Annotated in this window: 16 protein-coding genes; 11 read left to right on the forward strand and 5 right to left on the reverse strand. The window is 66.6% G+C overall.

Going from position 1 to position 18,887, the window contains the following annotated elements; translation table 11 throughout:
• Positions 1-39: 39 nt before the first annotated feature.
• Complete coding sequence (locus DWG20_RS06130; RefSeq protein WP_115432984.1) at positions 40-1,230, forward strand: GumC family protein; 1,191 nt, start codon at positions 40-42, stop codon at positions 1,228-1,230.
• A 262-nt stretch (positions 1,231-1,492) separates the two neighbouring features.
• A complete protein-coding gene (locus DWG20_RS06135; RefSeq protein ID WP_115432985.1) occupies positions 1,493-2,488 on the forward strand; it encodes an MBL fold metallo-hydrolase in 996 nt (331 codons plus the stop codon).
• Positions 2,489-2,550: 62 nt separating this feature from the next.
• Here DWG20_RS06135 and DWG20_RS06140 read toward each other — a convergent pair whose 3' ends face one another.
• A complete protein-coding gene (locus tag DWG20_RS06140) occupies positions 2,551-3,576 on the reverse strand; it encodes a porin (RefSeq protein ID WP_181880982.1) in 1,026 nt (341 codons plus the stop codon).
• Positions 3,577-3,959: 383 nt separating this feature from the next.
• Here DWG20_RS06140 and DWG20_RS06145 point away from each other — a divergent pair, with 383 nt between their 5' ends.
• On the forward strand, positions 3,960-5,420 hold the full coding sequence (locus DWG20_RS06145) for an NCS1 family nucleobase:cation symporter-1 (protein WP_115432987.1): 1,461 nt from the start codon (positions 3,960-3,962) through the stop codon (positions 5,418-5,420).
• A gap of 100 nt (positions 5,421-5,520) precedes the next feature.
• Here the strand turns inward: DWG20_RS06145 and DWG20_RS06150 are convergent, their stop codons facing one another.
• The 3 genes from DWG20_RS06150 to DWG20_RS06160 form a co-directional block, all read right to left on the reverse strand.
• A complete protein-coding gene (locus tag DWG20_RS06150; RefSeq protein WP_115432988.1) occupies positions 5,521-6,297 on the reverse strand; it encodes a 3-hydroxybutyrate dehydrogenase in 777 nt (258 codons plus the stop codon).
• A gap of 240 nt (positions 6,298-6,537) precedes the next feature.
• Positions 6,538-7,950, reverse strand: coding sequence for an ATP-binding protein (locus DWG20_RS06155; protein ID WP_220272023.1), 1,413 nt, complete (start codon positions 7,948-7,950; stop codon positions 6,538-6,540).
• Positions 7,947-8,657: a response regulator gene (locus DWG20_RS06160; RefSeq protein WP_115432989.1), complete on the reverse strand. Its 711-nt coding sequence runs from the start codon at positions 8,655-8,657 to the stop codon at positions 7,947-7,949. The genes DWG20_RS06155 and DWG20_RS06160 overlap by 4 nt, the downstream gene beginning before the upstream one ends.
• A 194-nt stretch (positions 8,658-8,851) precedes the next feature.
• Here DWG20_RS06160 and DWG20_RS06165 point away from each other — a divergent pair, with 194 nt between their 5' ends.
• The 4 genes from DWG20_RS06165 to DWG20_RS06180 all read left to right on the forward strand — a co-directional run bounded on the left by DWG20_RS06165 (position 8,852) and on the right by DWG20_RS06180 (position 13,907).
• Complete coding sequence (locus tag DWG20_RS06165; protein WP_115432990.1) at positions 8,852-9,340, forward strand: Spy/CpxP family protein refolding chaperone; 489 nt, start codon at positions 8,852-8,854, stop codon at positions 9,338-9,340.
• A gap of 85 nt (positions 9,341-9,425) precedes the next feature.
• Positions 9,426-10,580, forward strand: a complete 1,155-nt coding sequence (locus tag DWG20_RS06170) for an efflux RND transporter periplasmic adaptor subunit (RefSeq protein WP_115432991.1) — start codon at positions 9,426-9,428, stop codon at positions 10,578-10,580.
• A gap of 10 nt (positions 10,581-10,590) precedes the next feature.
• Positions 10,591-12,519 (forward strand): MacB family efflux pump subunit, encoded by a 1,929-nt coding sequence (locus DWG20_RS06175; protein WP_115432992.1) that lies wholly within the window; start codon positions 10,591-10,593, stop codon positions 12,517-12,519.
• A gap of 11 nt (positions 12,520-12,530) precedes the next feature.
• A complete protein-coding gene (locus DWG20_RS06180) occupies positions 12,531-13,907 on the forward strand; it encodes an efflux transporter outer membrane subunit (protein ID WP_181880983.1) in 1,377 nt (458 codons plus the stop codon).
• A gap of 84 nt (positions 13,908-13,991) precedes the next feature.
• Here the strand turns inward: DWG20_RS06180 and DWG20_RS16110 are convergent, their stop codons facing one another.
• Positions 13,992-14,129: a hypothetical protein gene (locus DWG20_RS16110; RefSeq protein WP_181880984.1), complete on the reverse strand. Its 138-nt coding sequence runs from the start codon at positions 14,127-14,129 to the stop codon at positions 13,992-13,994.
• 433 nt (positions 14,130-14,562) lie between these two features.
• Between DWG20_RS16110 and DWG20_RS06185 the strand changes: the two genes are divergently transcribed.
• From DWG20_RS06185 to DWG20_RS06200, 4 genes are all read left to right on the forward strand, one after another.
• Positions 14,563-15,429: an outer membrane protein OmpK gene (locus tag DWG20_RS06185; protein ID WP_115432994.1), complete on the forward strand. Its 867-nt coding sequence runs from the start codon at positions 14,563-14,565 to the stop codon at positions 15,427-15,429.
• A 146-nt stretch (positions 15,430-15,575) separates the two neighbouring features.
• Entirely contained in the window at positions 15,576-16,946 is a 1,371-nt protein-coding gene (locus DWG20_RS06190; protein WP_220272024.1) for a nucleobase:cation symporter-2 family protein, read from the forward strand.
• A 163-nt stretch (positions 16,947-17,109) separates the two neighbouring features.
• Positions 17,110-18,048, forward strand: coding sequence for a LysR family transcriptional regulator (locus DWG20_RS06195; RefSeq protein ID WP_115432995.1), 939 nt, complete (start codon positions 17,110-17,112; stop codon positions 18,046-18,048).
• A 112-nt stretch (positions 18,049-18,160) separates the two neighbouring features.
• Positions 18,161-18,880: a response regulator gene (locus tag DWG20_RS06200; RefSeq protein WP_115432996.1), complete on the forward strand. Its 720-nt coding sequence runs from the start codon at positions 18,161-18,163 to the stop codon at positions 18,878-18,880.
• Positions 18,881-18,887: the final 7 nt, after the last annotated feature.

The raw sequence follows: 18,887 nt of genomic DNA on the forward strand, positions 1-18,887 counted from the left end.
GTGCGGCGCCGGCCGGAACGCGAGATGGAATGAAGCCTTATGTCTGAAAATCAGAACCTGCCGGCGGCAGCATCCGCCCGCGAGGATGAGATCGATCTGATGGATATGTTGATCGTGTTGGTACGCCAGAAAAAATGGGTGATCGGCTGCACGGTCGTAATAGGGGGGGCGGCCTTGGTCGCCAGCCTGTTGATGACACAGATCTTCACCTCCAAGGCAACCATCATGCCCCCGCAGCAACAGAGCTCGGGCTTGTCGGCGATGCTTGGCAAGCTGGCCGGTGACGTCGGCGGCATGGCCGGGTTGAAGAACCCCAACGACCTTTATGTGGGGATGCTGGAGAGCCGGACGGTGGCGGACAGCCTGATCCGGCGTTTCAAACTCAAGGAAATGTTCGAAACCCAGACCATGGACGACACGCGGAGCGTCTTGAACGGGATGAGCAATATATCGTCCGGCAAGGATGGATTGATCAGCGTGAGCATCGATCACAAAGATCCGCTTTTTGCCGCCCAGCTGGCGAACGCGTACGTCGAGGAGCTGGTCCGGCTCACCCAGACCCTGGCGGTGACCGATGCATCCCAGCGTCGCTTGTTCTTCGAAAAGCAGCTGAAGCAGTCCAAGGAGCAGCTTGCCCTGGCCGAGGTCGCGCTCAGGAAAACCCAGGAAAAAACCGGCCTGTTGCAGCCCGAAGGACAGATTCAATCGATCATCGGCAACGTCGCGCAGCTGAGGGCCACGATTGCGGCCAAGGAGGTGCAGCTGACCGCCATGCGCAGCTTCGCCACCGAACAGAATCCCGAGTATCAGCGTACCCAGCAGGAAATCGGCGGGCTGAAGGCCCAGCTTGCAAAGCTGGAGCAAGGGCAGCAGACCGACGGGGATTTCATGGTACCGACGGGCAAGGTGCCGCAGACCGGCCTGGAATATATCCGGAGGCTTCGCGACGTGAAGTACCACGAGACCATGTTCGAACTGCTCGCCAAGCAATTTGAAATGGCCAAGATCGAAGAGGCGAAGGACACGTCGACGATCCAGGTGCTCGACCGGGCGACTCCCGCCGACAGGAAATCCAAGCCCAAGCGGGCCGTCATCACCCTGCTCGGCGTGGTGATGGGCTTCTTTGTTGGGGTATTGAGCGCTTTTGCCCGCGAGGGCTTGGGGCGTAGCCGACAAGGCGATGGGGCGAAGCGCTGGGCTGCGTTGAGGCAGGCATGGCGTGCTGATTGAACGATACGATCGCTAGCCTTGCCCGTTTGTGACCCATAAAGTCGCATCCCCCGTTCGCGGGGTCGCCGCCAACCGAGTTAGTCAGAGAAGGCCGACGGGAGACCGCCGGCCTTTTTCATGTGCGCACGATGTTGCGGTGGCGCTTCGGCGAGTTCCGGCCGGCGCGCTCGGCCAACGTTCAGACGGGCGTGCGATGAAGGGAGGGGGCGTTTCGCGCGCCGTGGTGGTACGCTATTAGTTCAATGTCATTAAGGATCGGGTCATGAGAATAAAAACGCATCGCGCCGCACGGCTCTCCGGCGCCGCGCTGGCCTGTGCGATGGCGCTGGCGCTTGCACCGTCCATCGTGCATGCCGTGCCGCCTGTACAACAGACGACGCAGGTGCCCGGCTTCTATCGCATGGCGCTCGGCGACTTCCAGGTGACCGCGCTCTACGACGGCTACGTCGACCTCGATACCAAGCTCTTGAAGAACGTCGGCGCGAAGGACGTGCAGGGCCTGCTCGCGCGCATGTTCATCGACAATAGCAAGGGCGTGCAGACCGCGGTCAACGGCTATCTGGTGCATACCGGCAAGAATCTGGTGCTGGTCGACGCCGGTTCGGCGCGCTGTTTCGGCCCGACGATGGGCGGCCTGTTGGCCAACGTGCGCGCCGCCGGCTACAGCCCGGAAGACGTCGACACCGTGCTGCTGACCCACCTGCACCCGGACCACGCGTGCGGGCTGGCGTCGGCCGACGGCAAGGCGGCGTTCGCTAACGCCGAGGTGCGCGTCGCGAAGGCCGACGCCGACTTCTGGCTCGACGAGGCGGTCGCCGCCAAGGCGCCGAAGGACAAGCAGCCCTTCTTCAAGATGGCGCGCGACGCGGTCGCGCCTTACGTGGCGGCCGGCAGGCTCAAGCCGTACGCGCCGGGCGAGGCGCCGCTGCCGGGCGTGAGCGTGGTCGCGGCGGGCGGCCACACGCCGGGCCATAGCGGCTACCTGTTCGCGTCGCGCGGCCAGCGCCTTTTGGTATGGGGCGACCTGGTGCACAGCCACGCGGCGCAGTTCGCGCGGCCCGAGATCGCGTTCGAGTTCGACGTCGACGCCAAGCAGGCTATCGCGTCGCGCAAGAGGCTGTTCGCCGATGCGGCCAAGGACAAGCTGTGGGTCGCCGGTGCTCACCTGCCGTTCCCCGGGCTGGGCCACGTGCGCGCCGAGGGCAAGGCTTACGCGTGGGTGCCGGCAGAATACGGCCCGCTGCGCGCCGATCGCTGATCCGTCCCGACGACAAAAAGCCCGGTCCACGCGGACCGGGCTTTTTTCATCGAAGCCTGCGATCAGAAGTTGTGGACGACTTGCACGCCGCTGGCGCGCTGGCCCTTGAGCGGCGCGGCGTTGCCGCTGCCGTCCAGCCACACCGCGTTGGCGTCGTAGTCGAGCTTGCCGTAGGAGAGTCCCAGGCTGGTGCGTTTCGAGACCGCGTAGCCGACGCCTACCAGGTAGTGCTTGTAGCCGCTATCGGCGAGGCGGTTGCTGTCCTGGCGCACGTCCCAGCCCTTCGTATAGGTGAACTTCGGCGTGAAGGCGCCGATCGAGTAGGCGACGGTCAGCGCACCCTCGTTCTGGCGGAGCTTGGCGCCGGTGACACTATAGGCCTTGTCGTTGGCGAAGCCGCCTGCCACCAGCAGGTCGCCGAACTGGTACGCCGCCTCGGCGCGCTGGTAGAGGCCGGCCGACTGGGTCGCGTTCTGGTCGTTGCTACGCGCCGCGCCGTATTTGACGGCCAGCGCGCCGCCGCTGTAGCCCAAGCCGACGATGTCGACGTAGCGGTCGCCGTGGCCGGCGAGGTTCTTGTTCTCGTCGACGCCGTGGTGCAGCGACAGCGCGAGGCCGCCGTCTAGCGGAGCGTCGTAGCGGATCGAGTTCTTCAGCCGGGTGTCGAAGCCGCTGTGGACGCCCTTGGTCATGTTCGACTTCAGCGCGTTCGCCTCACTAGAGAACAGGTCGAAGATCTCCATGTCGGTGTCGAAGGTGGTTGTCACGTTGCCGATGCGCAGCTTGCCGAAGCCGCCTTCGACGCCGACGAAGGTATTGCGGCTGCCGAAGGTGCCGCTACCGGTGTCGGCCTGGCCGTCGAGGCGGAAGCCGCTTTCGACCTGCCAGATCGCCTTCAGGCCGTTGCCGAGGTCCTCGCTGCCCTTGAAACCGATGCGCGAACCGAGGTCGGCGACGCGGTTGACCGACGGCGTGCCGTCATCCCTGACGTTTTCGAACCCGCTCTGCAGCGAGCCGTACACGGTGACGTCGGCCATCGCGACGCAGGGAAGCGCGGCCAGCGCCAGCGCGATCAGCTTTTTCTCCATCAAACACTCCTTGTAGACACTGCCACGCTCGCCGTCGGGCGGCGGCGGGGCTTTATTGGCGCCCGGCTTGCCGGGCGGGCTTGGGTCCATCCTCCGTCCGTCGGGTGTCGGGCAGGGGGCCGGCACGTCGAGGCGGATGGCGACAGAGTGTATACATGATGTGAAAAATGCGTATACAGAAATGTGGTGTGGATTTTATTTTGACGTCCGACCGCAGCAATGACAAATCATTGAACTCGTACTGATGCTTGAAAAACGCGCATTGGGTAGTTGTTGTATTTTTGCGTATCCAAAAAATCTATTGTTTTGTATACGGTAAGGACGGGGAATAATCCTGAGGGCGCCGGCGACTACGATAAAAGCACGACGAAGGAGAAAAGCCGATGCCAGCCACCCCTCGAGGCCGCGCCGACCTGCCGCCCGGCTACAGCGAACGCCTGTACAACGAGGACCTCGCACCGCTCAAGGACCAGCACTGGAACTGGTACAACATCTTCGCGTTCTGGATGTCGGACGTGCACAGCGTCGGCGGCTACGTGTTCGCCGGCAGCCTGTTCGCGCTGGGGCTGGCCAGCTGGCAGGTGCTGGTTTGTCTGTTGGTCGGCATCGGCATCGTGCAGGTGCTGGCCAATCTCGTCGCCAAGCCGAGCCAGATGGCCGGCGCGCCTTATCCGGTGGTGTGCCGGCTGTCGTTCGGCGTGTTCGGTGCCAACATCCCGGCGGTGATCCGCGGCTTGATCGCGGTGGCCTGGTACGGCATCCAGACCTATCTGGCGTCGTCGGCGCTGGTCATCGTCGTGCTGCGCTTCTTCCCCGAACTGTCTTATCTGGCGCAGATCAAGTTCGCCGGCCTGTCGCTGCTCGGCTGGGGCGGCTTCATGACGATGTGGTTCCTGCAGGCGCTGGTGTTCTGGCACGGCATGGAGGCGATCAAGCGTTTCATCGACTGGGCGGGTCCTGCGGTGTATGCGGTGATGTTTTTGCTGATGGCGTATATCGTCTACAAGGCTGGCTGGTACAACATCGACCTGAATCTGGGCAGCAAGACGCTGTCGGGTTTCGACGCCGCTTGGCAGATGGTGATCGCGACCGCGCTGGTGGTGTCCTACTTCTCCGGCCCCCTGCTGAATTTCGGCGACTTTTCGCGCTACTGCCGCAGCATGGACGACGTGAAGCAGGGCAATTTCTGGGGGCTGCCGGTCAACTTCCTGATGTTCTCTATCGTCACCGTCGTCGTCATCTCGGGCACGCTGCCGGTGTTCGGCAAGATCATCCACGACCCGATCGAGACGGTCGGCCTGATCGACAATACGGCGGCGGCGGTGCTCGGCGCGTTCACCTTCGTCACCGCGACGATCGGCATCAACATCGTCGCCAACTTCGTGTCGCCGGCGTTCGACTTCGCCAACGTGAACCCGCAGAGGATCAGCTGGCGCATGGGCGGCATGATCGCCGCGGTCGGCTCGATCTTCATCACGCCTTGGAACCTGTTCGACTCGCCGGCGGTGATCCACTACACGCTCGACACGCTCGCCGCCTTCATCGGCCCGCTGTTCGGCATCCTGCTGGTCGACTTCTACCTGGTGCGCAACCAGCGCATCGACGTCGACGCGCTGTACAGCGCCAAGCCGGGCGGTGCCTACTGGTACCGCAAGGGTTTCAACCCGGCCGCGATCAAGGCGCTGGTGCCGGCGGCCATCCTCGCGCTCGTCTGTACCCATACGCCGGGGCTCAAGGAGCTGACCGGCCACTTCTCGTGGTTCGTCGGCTGCTTCGCCGGCGCGCTGCTGTACCGCTACTTCGCGCGTTCGCTCAAGGCGGCGCTGGCGCTATTGAACGCGTAAGAGGATGGGGGTCGACAGGCCGCAACTTGCGCGGGGCATGTCCAAGGTTGGCCGAGCCCGGCGCCAGGCTCGGCCAACCTTCGGCACGCCGAGGCCCGACCTATTGGGCGACCCAGCCGCCGTCCATATTCCACGCCGCGCCGCGCACCTCGGCCGCCGCGTCGCTGCACAAAAAGAGCGCGAGCGCGCCGAGCTGCGATGGCGTGACGAAGGCGCCCGACGGCTGTTTTTCGAGCAGCAATTCGGCTTCGGCGTCGTCGACGCCGATGTTTCTCGCCTGCGCGCGCGCGGCGATCTGCTGCGCGACGAGCGGTGTCAGCACCCAGCCCGGGCAGATCGCGTTGCAGGTGATGCCGGTCTTCGCCAGTTCGAGCGCGACGGTCTTGGTCAGCCCGACGAGGCCGTGCTTGGCGGCGACATAGGCCGACTTGTTGACCGACGCGACGAGGCCGTGCGCCGACGCGATGTTGACGATGCGCCCCCAGTCGTTTGCCTTCATATGGGGCAGCGCTAGCCGCGTGGTGTGGAAGGCGGCCGACAGGTTGATCGCGAGCACCGCGTCCCATTTCTCGGGCGGGAAGGCGTCGATAGGCGCGACGTGCTGGATGCCGGCGTTGTTGACGAGGATGTCGACGCCGCCGAACTCGCGGCCTGCGAAGCCCATCATTTCGGCGATCTGCTGAGGCTGGCCGAGGTCGGCGCCGTGGTAGCGCACCTCGGTGCCGAAGCGGCCGACTTCGGCGAGCGCCGCGGCCACGTCGCCGAAGCCGTTCAGCACGAGGTTGGCGCCGGCCTCGGCCAGGGCTTTGGCGATGCCGAGCCCGATGCCGCTGGTCGAGCCGGTGACGAGCGCGGTCTTGCCCTTGAGGATGTTCATGTCTGTCTCCTTGCGTTCTCTTCGGGGGGGCGGCGGCGATCACGACGGACGCCGCCGGCGGGTCTCGATCGGGGGCCTCGCGAAAGGCCACGTCGCTTAGGGGGTACGCACATCATTTGCCACGCCATCCACGTTTCCCTCATGGCCCCTTCTTCATAGCGTAAAGACGGGGGGAGGCGTGTGGGTCGTTAAAGCTCGGCCAACCTTCCCAAAGGTTGGCCGAGCTTTTTCGCGAAGGCGCTATGAAGCGATCGGCAGCGTCAGCCGCGCACAGAGCCCGCCGCCGGGCCGCGCGTCGAGCCTTATGTCGCCGCCGTGGCCGCGCGCGATCGCGCGGGCGATCGCGAGGCCGAGCCCGCTGCCGCCGGTGTGGCGCGCGCGCGAGCCCTCGATCCGCACGTAGGGTTCGAACACGCGCTCGCGGTCGGCGCCGGGCAGCCCGGGGCCGCGGTCCTCGATCAGGATCGCGAGCGTGTCGCCTTGGTCGACCACGCTGACGTCGATCTGTGGCCCGCCGTAGCGGCGCGCGTTGTCGACCAGGTTGGCCAGGCAGCGGCGCAGCGCCAACGGCCGCGCGGTCAGCGGCGCGCCCGCCCGCCCGTGGCGTTCTACTGTCGCGCCGAGCGCCTCGGCGTCCTCGATCACGCCGTCGATCAGCGCGTTAAGGTTGATCTTCGCCTGCGGCTCGCCGCTGTTGCCGGCGCGCAGGAAGGCGAGCGTGTCGTCGATCAGCGCGTCCATCTCGGTGAGGTCCTTGTCGATGCCGGCCTTGTGCGCGCCGTCGGGCAAGGCCTCGAGCCGCAAGCGCACGCGCGTGATCGGCAACCTCAGGTCGTGAGAGATGCCGGCGAGCATCTCGGCGCGCGTGTCCAGATACCGCTTCAGCTCGGTCTGCATCGCGTTGAACGCGCGCGCCGCCTGCGCGACCTCGTGAGGTCCGGTCTCGGGCAAGGGCGGCTGGTCGAGGTTCTTCGCCAAGCCTGTTGCCGCGTCGGAGAACACCGCGAGCGGCCGCGTAAGCCGGCGCACCGCCCACGCCGACAGCAGCGTGACGCTGACGCCGATCAGCGCGAGCCAGCCCAAGAGGCGCAGCGGCGTCTCGGGGTTGGGGCCGGGCAGGAAGTAGCGGAAGGTGAGCACGGTGCCGTCGGCTAGCCGGGTCTGCGCGAGCACGCGCGTCAGCGGCGCGCCGCGCGGGCCTTCGCGTCGCGGCGGCTCGGCCAACCTTGCAGCGTCGGCGTGCGGAGGGTGGGATTCGGGCGACCGGTGCCAGCGCTCGGCGCGCGGCACGCTCTGGATCGACAGCACCTGCAAGGGCGTCGCGTCGCCGAGCTTCTCGCGCAACTTGGCGGCGAACGCGGCGGCGTCGTCGCCTGTGTTAGGGGCTTGCGTCTGCCAGGGCTCAATGGTTGAAAGCCTAATCGGCGGCGCGTCGAGCACGCGCACCAGCCGCTCGCGGTCGCCCGGAGCGACGTCGTTCAGAAGAGAAGTGATCTCGGCGATGCGCTGCGCCGCGTATTCGCTCCTCATCATGCGGCCCATGCGCACGCGCTCGTCGAGGTTGAGCCACATCCCAGCGAGGTTGGCGGCGGTCAGCCCGGCCATCAGCGCCAAGAGGATCTGGCCGAACAGCGTGCGCGGCAAGAGTCTCACGAGCGGCGCTCCACGTCGGCGGTCAGCACGTAGCCTTCGCTGCGCATCGTCTTGATCAGCGCCGGTTCGCGCGCGTCGTCGCCGAGGCGGCGGCGCAGCCGGCTGACCATCACGTCGATGGTGCGGTCGAACGGGTCGGCCTCGCGGCCGGCGAGCGCTTCCATCAGCTGGTCGCGGCTGAGCACATGGTTCGGGTGCTCGGCGAACGCCTGCAGGATCCGGAATTCGCCCGACGACAGCGGCGTGACGACGCCGTCTGCGCCGACCAGGTGGCGCGCCGACAGGTCCAGCGTCCAGCCGGCGAAGCAAAGCGCGCGCGGCGCGGAAGGTTCGCTCGCCGTCTCCTGCGTGCGCCTGAGGATGCTCTTGATGCGCGCGAGGAGCTCGCGCGGGTTGAACGGTTTGGGCAGATAGTCGTCGGCGCCCATCTCCAGGCCGATGATCCTATCGAGTTCGTCGCCACGCGCGGTCAGCATCAGCACCGGCAGGCGCGAGCGGGCCCTGAGGTCGCGGCACAGCGTCAGCCCGTCGGTGCCGGGCAGCATCACGTCGAGGATGACGAGGTCGAACGCCTCGCGCTCGAGCGCGGCCTGCATCGCGTCGCCATCGCCGGCCTTGGTGACGGCGTAGCCCTGCTGGCCGAGATAGTCGGACAGCAGCGCCCTGAGTTCGGGGTCGTCGTCGACGACGAGCAGTTTGTCGTGCATGTTTGTCCTCGGGTAGAAGCCTATGCGCTTAAGGATACCCGCACAAAGGCGCGCGTTCGCGCGTGTAACGCGCCGTTGACGATTTTTTACACAGTGTTTACAAAAAGCCGCGCCCGCGACAAAGCCCATTCACATCGCACTGCTTTAATGGCCTCAGATCGATGCGATCGATTCCATCTTGAGGAGGCGAAACCATGAAATCCATTCAATTTTCCCGCACGCTCGGCGCGCTGGCGCTGGGCGCCGCCCTATTGACCGCCGCCATGCCGGCCCTCAGCCAGCCCGGCCCGGAAGGCGCGATGCCCCACCGTGCATTCAGCGAGGCCGACCGCGCCGCGTTCGCGCAGAAACGCCTCGACCACATGGCGGCTCGCCTCGAGATCAAGGCGTCGCAGCAGGCCGCGTGGAAGGCGTACAGCCAGGTCGTGCTCGACCAGTCCAAACGGATGGGCCCGCCGCTTGCCGACATGAAGGGCGACGCGGCGACCGTGCTACGCGCGCGGGCCGAGCGGATGAACCAGCACGCGAAGAATCTCAACCAGCTCGCCGACGCGACCGCCAGGCTGTCGGCGGCGCTGACGCCCGAGCAGCGCCAGGTGCTCGACCAGACGGCGCGCGAGCACGGCCGCTTCAGGCATCACGGCGGCAAGCACGGCGAAGGTCAGCAAGCGCCCAAGCCTTAAGCGTCACGCCCCGCGCCGGCCTCCGAGCCGGCGCGGGGTGCTCTGACGTTGGCCGAGCCCCTCGCCCGGCAAACCAGGATTCCCGATGAAAACTCCGCAGATACGCCGCTGGCTGATCGCGGCCGTCGTCGTGATCGCCGCCGCGTTCGCGTGGCGCCATCTCGCCGCTGACGACGACGCCGGCCTCGTGCTGCACGAGGTAAAACTCGGCCGCCTCGAGAAGACCGTCACCGCGCTGGGCAGCCTGCAGCCGAAGGACTACGTCGACGTCGGCACCCAGGTGTCGGGGCAGTTGAACAGGGTGCACTTCAAGATCGGCGACCTCGTGAAACAGGGCCAGCTGTTGGCCGAGATCGACCCGACGCTGTATCAATCCAAGGTCGCCGCCGACCGCGCGAGCCTCGCCGACCTCGCGGCGCAGCGCGAGCGCCAGCAGGCGCTGGCCTTGCTCGCCAGACAGAAGCTGCGCCGCGCGAACGAATTGCACGGCATCGGCGCGACCAGCGACGAACTCCTGGAAGAGGCGAGATCGAGCGACGCCGAGGCGCGCGCGCAACTGGCGTCGCTCGCCGCGCAGATCGACAAGGCCAGGTCGACGCTGGACGGCGACGCTGCCAGCCTCGGCTACACGAAAATCTACGCGCCGATGGCCGGCACCGTCGTGTCGCAGGCCGTGCTCGAAGGCCAGACGGTGAACGCGAGCCAGCAGGCGCCGACCATCCTGCGCATCGCCAACCTCGACGTGATGACGCTGAACGCGCAGGTCGCCGAGGCCGACGTCGGCCAGTTGAGCGTCGGCATGCCGGTCTACTTCACCACGCTCGGCCGGGCCGGCCAGCGCAACGAGAGCAAGGTGCGCCAGATCCTGCCGACGCCGACCACCGTCAACGACGTCGTGCTCTATACGGCGTTGATCGACAGCACCAACCTCCGGCACGCGCTGATGACCAATATGACCGCGCAGGTGTTCTTCGTGCTCGGCCGCGCCGACAAGCTGCCGGTGGTGCCGCTCGCGGCACTGCGTCCGGCAGGTGGCATGACCTACACGGCAAGGGTGAAGACCGACTCGGGCATCGAGCGGCGCCGCGTCGTCGTCAAGCTCGCCAGCCGCACCGAGGCGGCGATCGAATCGGGGCTTGAGGCGGGCGAGATGCTCGTGATCGGCGCGCCGGCCGCCAAGGCCCGCGGTCAGAGTGGCAGTCGCCAGGGACAGGGCGGCGGCATGCGCCCGCCGATGTGAGGACAGGAGCATGGCACTGATCACACTGCAGGACGTCGTCAAGCGCTACCCGAACGGCGACGCCGAGGTCCGCGCGCTCGACGGCCTGAACGTCGAGATCGAGCGCGGCGAGTTCGTCGCGCTGCTCGGCCCGTCCGGCTGCGGCAAATCGACGCTGATGAACATCCTCGGCTGCCTCGACACGCCGAGCGACGGGCGTTATCTCGTCGACGGCGTCGACGTCGCGACGCTGTCGCGCGACGAACTGGCCGCGCTGCGCCGCGACACCTTCGGCTTCGTGTTCCAGCGCTACAACCTGCTGCCGACCGCCAGCGCCGAGGAGAACGTCGAGATCCCGGCGATCTACGCCGGCCTGCCGCGCGACAAGCGCCGCGCCCGTGCGCGCGACCTGCTCGGCCAACTGGGCCTCGCCGACCGAACCGCCAACAAGCCCGGCCAGCTGTCGGGCGGCCAGCAGCAGCGCGTATCTATAGCGCGCGCCTTGATGAACGACGCGCCGGTGATATTGGCCGACGAGCCGACCGGCGCGCTCGACACCGCGAGCGGCGGCCAGGTGCTCGCGCTGTTGAGAGAGCTGCACGCGGCCGGGCGCACCATCATCCTGATCACGCACGATCTGGCTATCGCCGAACAGGCCGAACGCATCATCCGGCTGCGCGACGGCCGCATCGAGTCGGACGGCGGCAAGGTTGGCCGAGCTTCGGCCGCAGTGCCGCACGGCGAGGCTCGGCCAACGTCGGTGTCGATGTGGCCCGAGGTCGGCGAGGCGCTGCACATGGCGTTCACCGCCTTGCGCGCCAACCTGTTCCGCACCGCGCTGACGCTCTTGGGCGTCATCATCGGCGTCGCCGCCGTGGTCGCGATGCTCGCGATCGGCGACGGCGGCAAACAGGAGGTGCTCGACCGCATCTCGGCGATGGGGACCAATCTGCTCTTGGTCCGCCCCGGCGCGCCGGGCGTGCGCGCGAGCGGCGACGTCGCGACGCTGACGACGATGGACGCCGAGGCGATAAGGTCGCTGCCCAACGTAGAGGCGGTGGTGCCCGAGCGCGGCACGAGCGCGACGCTGCGCTACGGCAACACCGACTACCAGACGCAGGTGCGCGGCGTCTGGGAGGACTACCCGCTGGTGAAGGACTGGGGCATCGCGCGCGGCACCTTCTTCGGCCGCACCGACCTTGCGAGCTACGCGCCGGTGATTGTGCTGGGCAAGACGGTCGCCGCCAACCTGTTCCAGGATGGCCAGGACCCGATCGGCCAGTACGTGCTGGTCAAGAACATCCCGTTCGAGGTGATCGGCGTGATGATTGAAAAGGGCGCATCTTCGTTCGGCTCGGACCAGGACGACATCGTGTTCATCCCGCTGTCTACCGGCTTCATGCGCGTGTTCGGCAAGCCGTACGCGAGCACGATCACGGTGCGCGTCGCCGACGTGAAGGACATCGCCGCCACCGAGGACGCGGTCAGAAAACTGTTGATCGACCGCCACCGCGCCGAGGACTTCCAGGTGCGCAACACCGCGTCCCTCCTCGAGACGGCGAGCGAGACGCAGAACACGCTGACGGTGCTCTTGGGGTCGGTCGCGGCGATCTCGCTGCTCGTCGGCGGCATCGGCGTGATGAACATCATGCTGGTCAGCGTGACCGAAAGGACGCGCGAGATCGGCATCCGCATCGCGACCGGCGCGCGGATGAGCCACATCCTGATGCAGTTCAATATCGAGGCGATCGTCGTCTGCGGCCTCGGCGGCGTGCTCGGCATCGCGATCGGCCTGGCGACCGCGTGGATCGCCGGCAGCATGGGCGTCAGCGTCGCATTTTCCCCGTGGCCGGCCTTGATGGCGTTCAGCTGCGCGTTTCTCACCGGCTGCCTGTTCGGCTACCTGCCGGCGAAGAAGGCCGCCGAGCTCGACCCGGTGATCGCGCTGGCGTCCGAATGAGGAATCAGAACATGAACAGACTCAGGATGATGACCGCCGCGCTGATCGCGCTGTCGCTCGCCGGCTGCGCGATCGCGCCGGCCCGGGTCGACCGGCCGCAGGTCGCCGCCGCGTGGCAGGCGATGCCGACCGCAGGCAGCGCGCAGCAGCAAGACGGCGCATGGTGGCGCGCGTTCGGCAGCGCGGAACTTGACCGGCTGATGGACACGGCGCTCAAGGGTAACCTCGACTGGCACGCGGCGCTCGCCCGCATCGAACAGTCGCGCGCCTTGCTTAAAGCCACCGAGGCCGACGCGTATCCGCAGGCGAGTCTGGACGGTTCGGTGTCGAACAGCCGTAACCGCTCGGGCGGAGCCCAACGTACATCGACCACCTCGAACAGCCGTCAGGCCGGTGTCAGCGTGTCGTACGAGGTCGACCTGTGGGGCCGGCTCGCCGCCGACCGCGGCTCGGCCAAGTCCAGCCTAGCCGCGGCGCGCTTCTCGGCGCTCGGCACGCGGCTGCTGCTCGAGACCGAGCTCGCGTCGACCTATTTCCAGTTGTGCACGCTGGACGAGCGGCTGGCGCTGGCGAAGAAGAACACCACGCTCGCGCGCGACACGCTGACGCGTGTCGGAGCGCAGCGGCGTCTCGGCGCGGTCGACGACGTCGCCGTCGCGCAGCAGAGGCAGCTGGTGGAGAGCCTCGCCGCGGGCGAGGCGCTGCTTACGAGCCAGCGCCACGACGCTAAGACCGCGCTCGCGGTGCTGACGGGCAGCGCGCCGCAGGGCTTTACTCTCAAGACGCAAGCTGTCGCGTCGTTCGCGCTGCCGACGCCGGCAGCCGGCCAGCCTGCCGAGCTCTTGACGCGCCGGCCCGACATCCTGCAGGCCGAGGCGCAGCTCGCCGCCGCCGAGGCCGACGTCGCGTCGGCGCGCGCCGCCTTCTATCCGCAGCTGACGCTGACCGCGAAAGGCGTCGTATCGGCCGTTTCGGGCGGCGGCACCGGCGTGCTGACTTCGCTTCTGGCCGGCCTCACGCAGCCGCTGTTCGACGGCGGCCGGCTCTCCGCGTCGCTATCGCTGAACAAGGCGCGCCGCGATGAGCTCGTCGCCGCGTATAAACAGACGGTGCTGGCCGCGCTGAAGGAAGGCGAAGACGCGCTCGACGGCTGGCTGCAGACGGCGACGCGCACCGACGCACTCGGCCGTTCGCTCGCTGCCGCGCGCGACGCCTACCGTCTGTCTGACGGCCGCTACCGCGCCGGCGCGATCGACTACCTGACCCTGCTCGACGCGCAGCGCACGCTGATCGCGAGCGAGGACGGTTACCTCGCGGCCGGCAACGACAGGCTCGACGCGCTGTTGACGCTGTACAAGGCGCTCGGCGGCGCGGGGCGGCCGGCCTGAGCGGGCGGATGGGAAAGGGGGCGGCCATGGGTCGCCCCCTTTTCATGTCCGCGTCTGGCGCGTTCAGCGCGCCGCGCCGTGGCTCTACAAGGTGCTGGTGTTCTTGGTGATCGCGTGCCCGTGCGCGCTGGTGATCGCCAACGGCCTGCGCCTCGTGCGGCGGCCGACGGCCGGGCCCGGGGTGGCGAAGTAGCGGGAGAAAGACGAAAGCGAGCGCCGCATGCGGCCCGAACCGTGTCGGGCCGTTTTTCTTGGTCGGGCGTGGCAAGAAAGCCACGCTTGCCGCCCGCGTGCCTCGCCGCGTCGCCGGAAAAGTGCCTGAACGGCGCGTCGTCTCGTGCAGATTATGCGTATTTTCTAATAAGTCAGGTCGCTTCGCGTAAAACTAAAAACACTGCAAAACGTGGAGCGTAGTCGGTTGGATGCGCTAAGAGGCCTTTGTTATATGGAAGTCCGTCGTTTTCACAATGCGGAAATTGATTCCGATATCACATGCTGTCTCGATGTAAAAAGAGTGCAATATAAAAAAACGTAATAAAACCTATGAATACGGTTTTTCAAGCTCCTTGCTAGTATCGGCTGCACAACAAAACAGCAGTCATGTGGCCGAGCGCCACCGAGCTGCGTCTACAAGCTCCAAGGAGAGAGAACCATCATGAAGCAAAGCCATACCCGCATGGCCAGCGTCCTTTTCGGCAGCGCCCTGCTGCTGGGCGCCGGCGCAGCCCAGGCCGCGACCTGGAGCGACACCTTCGTCGGCTACCGCTACGGCACCGATTTTCACGAGCCGAACAATCCGGAAGATGTCAAGAAGAACGTCGTCCAGCTCGGCCACGCCAGCGGCTACGCCTACGGCAGCAACTTCTTCAACGTCGACGTGCTGATGTCGGACGACAAGGATCCGGCCAACGGCGCGACCCGCGGCGACGGCGGCAGCGGCGCACAGGAAATCTACGTCGCCTACCGCACCCAGCTGCACCTGTCCAAGGTCACCGGCCGTGACTTCTCGTTCGGCCCGGTCAAGGACTTCGCGCTCACCGGCGGCTTCGACCTGAACACCAAGAACACCGCGGTTGCTCCGCAAAAGCAGATGTTCGTGATCGGCCCGACGGTGAAGTTCGGCCTGCCGAACAACGGCTTCGCCGACTTCAGCGTGTTCTACCGCACCGAGAAGAACCACAACAATTTCGCGACGCCGAAAGACATCCGCTTCGACGACACCTATCAGTTGAACCTGGCCTGGAAGGCGCCGTTCCAGGTCGGCCCGGCACCGTTCAAGTTCCAGGGTTTCGCCGACTATATCGGCACGAAGGGCAACAACACCAAGCAGGAAATCCTGATGCGCGCCTCGCTGATGGTCGACGTCGGCCAGGTGGTGGCGGGCAAGAAGGATACCGTCTACGCGGGTGTCGGCTACGAGTACTGGCACAACAAGTTCGGCAACAATCCGGGTACCGGCAATCAGCCGGGCCTCGGTCTGAAGACCACCGCGCCGACGCTGAATCTGGAATGGCATCTCTGACGCGCGAGCGTCGGAGTCCCGCCGCGCGGCAGCCCAGCGCTGCCCCGATGGCTTGAGGCAAGCCCGCCCCGCAACGTCGCAGCCCCGTACCAGGCGGGCGCCCGACCGGGGCGGGAAAGACTGCAGGAAAGCATGAGGAGATTCTTGTGAGTACGACTCAAAGTAATGCCGTAAATACCGTCCATCCGGTCGACCAGGTGCTGCCGTGGGGCACGATGCTGCCGGTGGCGCTGCAGCACGTGATGGTGATGTACGCCGGCGCGATCGCCGTGCCCTTGATCGTCGGCGGCGCGATGAAGCTGTCGCCCGCCGAGATCGCCTATCTGGTGAACGCCGACCTGTTCGCCGCCGGCATCGTGACGCTGATCCAGTGCCTCGGCATCTGGAAGTTCGGCATCCGCATGCCGGTGATCATGGGCGTGACCTTCGCCGCCGTCGGCCCGATGGTCGCGATGGCCAACTCGGGCCTCGGCCTGACGCACATCTACGGCGCGGTGATCGCGTCGGGCATCTTCACGGTGCTGGTGGCGCCGATCTTCGGCAGGCTGGTGCGCTTCTTCCCGCCGGTGGTGACCGGCACCATCATCGCGGTGATCGGCATCACGCTGCTCAAGGTCGGCATCACCTGGGCCGGCGGCGGCGCGAAGGCGGCCGATTTCGGCGCGGTGCAACACGTCGGCATGGCCGCCCTGGTGCTGGTGGTGATCCTCGCGATCAGCAAGTTCGGCCGCGGCTTCCTCGGCAACGTGTCGGTGCTGGCAGGCCTGATCGCCGGCTACCTCGTCGCGATGGCGCTTGGCCTGGTGCGCTTCGACCATGTGAACGAAGCCGCCTGGTTCAGCGCGATCACGCCGTTCCACTTCGGCCTGCCGCAGTTCGAGATCGGCTCGATCATCTCGCTGTCGCTGGTGATGATCGTCGTGATGGTCGAATCGACCGGCATGTTCCTCGCGCTCGGCGAGCTGTGCAAACGCAAGGTGGACGCCGACGATCTGTCGCGCGGCCTGCGCACCGACGGTATCGGCACCATCATCGGCGGCGTGTTCAACACCTTCCCGTACACCTCGTTCTCGCAGAACATCGGCCTGGTCGGCATGACCGGCGTGAAGAGCCGCTGGGCGGTCGCGTGCTCGGGCGTGATCCTGTTGATGTTCGGCCTGTTCCCGAAGATGGGCGCGATCATCGCGTCGATCCCGCAGGCGGTGCTCGGCGGCGCGGGTCTGTGCATGTTCGGCATGGTCGCCGCGACCGGCATCAAGATCCTGCAGCGCGTGAACTTCGAGAGCCGCACCAATCTGCTGATCGTCGCGATCAGCGTCGGCCTCGGCATGATCCCGATGCTCGCGCCGACCTTCTTCCACAGCCTGCCGGCTTGGACCGCGCCGCTCACGCACAGCGGCATCACGCTGGCGGCGGTGTCGGCGGTGCTCCTGAACGCTTTCTTCAACCGTGCGCAGACCGAAGAAGAGATCGAGAAAGAATTGATGCACACCGCGCACAGCGCCGGCGCCGAATAAAGTTTCCCACGCAAATCTGCCAAATAGGCACCTCCGGCCGCAAGCCGGAGGTTTTTTTTTGCCGCGCGCGGCCGGGAACGTAGTTACCCGGATGCGGAGCAGGGGAATCGGGCTTACCATGGCGGGTTGGCGCGTGTCTGCCGCCAAGCGAGGAAGTGGAACGATGTCTGGCAAGAAAACCTGGGAAGCACTCGACGTCCAGCACCTCAGGGTGCTGTATACGCTGCTGTCCGAACGCAATGTGTCGCGCGCCGCGCGGCGCCTCAACCTGTCGCAGCCGGCGGTCAGCATCGCGCTCAAGCGCCTGCGCGAGATCTTCGGCGATCCGCTGCTGGTGCGCAGCCGCAACGGCATGACGCCGACCGATATCGGCGAATCGCTGTACCAGCCGGTCAAGAGCGCGCTCGACCAGCTCGAGAGCATCGTCGCGCACAACAGCGCGTTCGACCCGCAGCAGACCACGCGCACCTTCAACGTCGCGACGCCCGACTATTTAAGCCCCGAGCTGTTGCGCGACTTCATGGTCAACGTGCGCCAGAAGGCGCCCGACGCGCAGCTGGTGCTGCATTCGCTAGGCTACCGCTATGACTACGACCAGGGGCTCGAGAACGGCGAGCTCGACCTCGTCGTCGGCAACTGGTCGGAGCCGCCCGGCCACCTGAGGATGACGCCGCTGCTGGACGACGAGATCGTCTGCATGATGCGCAACGGCCACCCGATGGCTAAGGACAGCCTGACGCTCGACGAGTACCTCGCGCTCGACCACCTCGCGCCGACACCGTACGCGGTCGGCCAGCGCGGCGTGATCGACACCTTCCTGAAGAAGGAAAAGCTCAAGCGCAACGTCGTCGCGCGCGTGCCTTACTTCCAGCTCGCGCCCTACCTCGTCGCCGAGAGCGACATGGTGTTCACCGGCTCGCGGCTGTTCAGCGAGCACTACGCGCGTTTTTTGCCGCTGAAGCTGGTGTCGGTGCCTATCCAGTTTCCGCGCATGCACTACTACCTGCTGTGGCACGACCGCACCCACCATTCGAGCGACTGCCGCTGGCTGCGCGACCAGTTCCTGCTCGCCGCGCGCGACCGCTTCGTCGGCCAGTCGTAAGCGCTCGGCCAACGTCGTCGAGCTTCCGGGCTTTCTTCACGACACGCATGGCATATAAATAGGTTATGCGTTACGCCGTGGGGCTATTCCTGCGGCGCGTCGGGAGGCCGCCATGCTCGACTACTCCAAGCTATCCATCCTCGTCGTCGACGACCAGACGCTGGTGCGCTCGCTGCTCGTGCCGCTGCTCAAGGGGCTGGGCTTCGCCGCCGACCACGTGCATCAGTCGGTCGACGGCCTGTCGGCGCTGCGCTCGCTCAACGTGCGCGCCGTCGACGTCGTACTGTGCGACATCAGCATGCTGCCCTTGAACGGCCTCGACTTGCTGAAAGAACTGCGCATGGGGCGGCCGCTCGCGACGCCGTCCAACGTGCCTTTCATCTTTCTCTCCGGCCACGCCGAGCGCCACAACGTCGAACTCGCCGCCGGCCTCGACGCCGACGGCTTCGTCGTCAAGCCGCCCAAGCCGGTCGACATCGAAAAGGCGCTCGGATTCGCGCTGACGCGGCCGCGTCCGGCGCCCGACCCGTTCCGCTACGCCCATATCGCCACCGGCTCCGAATACGACCGCTCGCACGGCTTCCGCCTCGGCGAGATCGGGCCGGCGCTGGTGCTGGCCGACGATGCCTGCTTCGAGCGCGCGCGGCCGCAGAGCCTGTCAGACGTCGGGCAGGACGCGCTGTTGGCCGAGGACCTCGTCTCGCCGACCGGCCGCCTGCTGCTCAGGCGCGGCAAGCGCATCACCGCCGCGCAACTGGCGGTGCTGCGCGAGCGGCCAGAGCGGTTCGGCGTCGCAGAACTCGTGATCGAGGACGAGGACGCCCCGGCCTGAGGAGGAA

It is taken from the genome of Crenobacter cavernae (genome assembly GCF_003355495.1).
Classification (GTDB): Bacteria; Pseudomonadota; Gammaproteobacteria; order Burkholderiales; family Chromobacteriaceae; genus Crenobacter; species Crenobacter cavernae.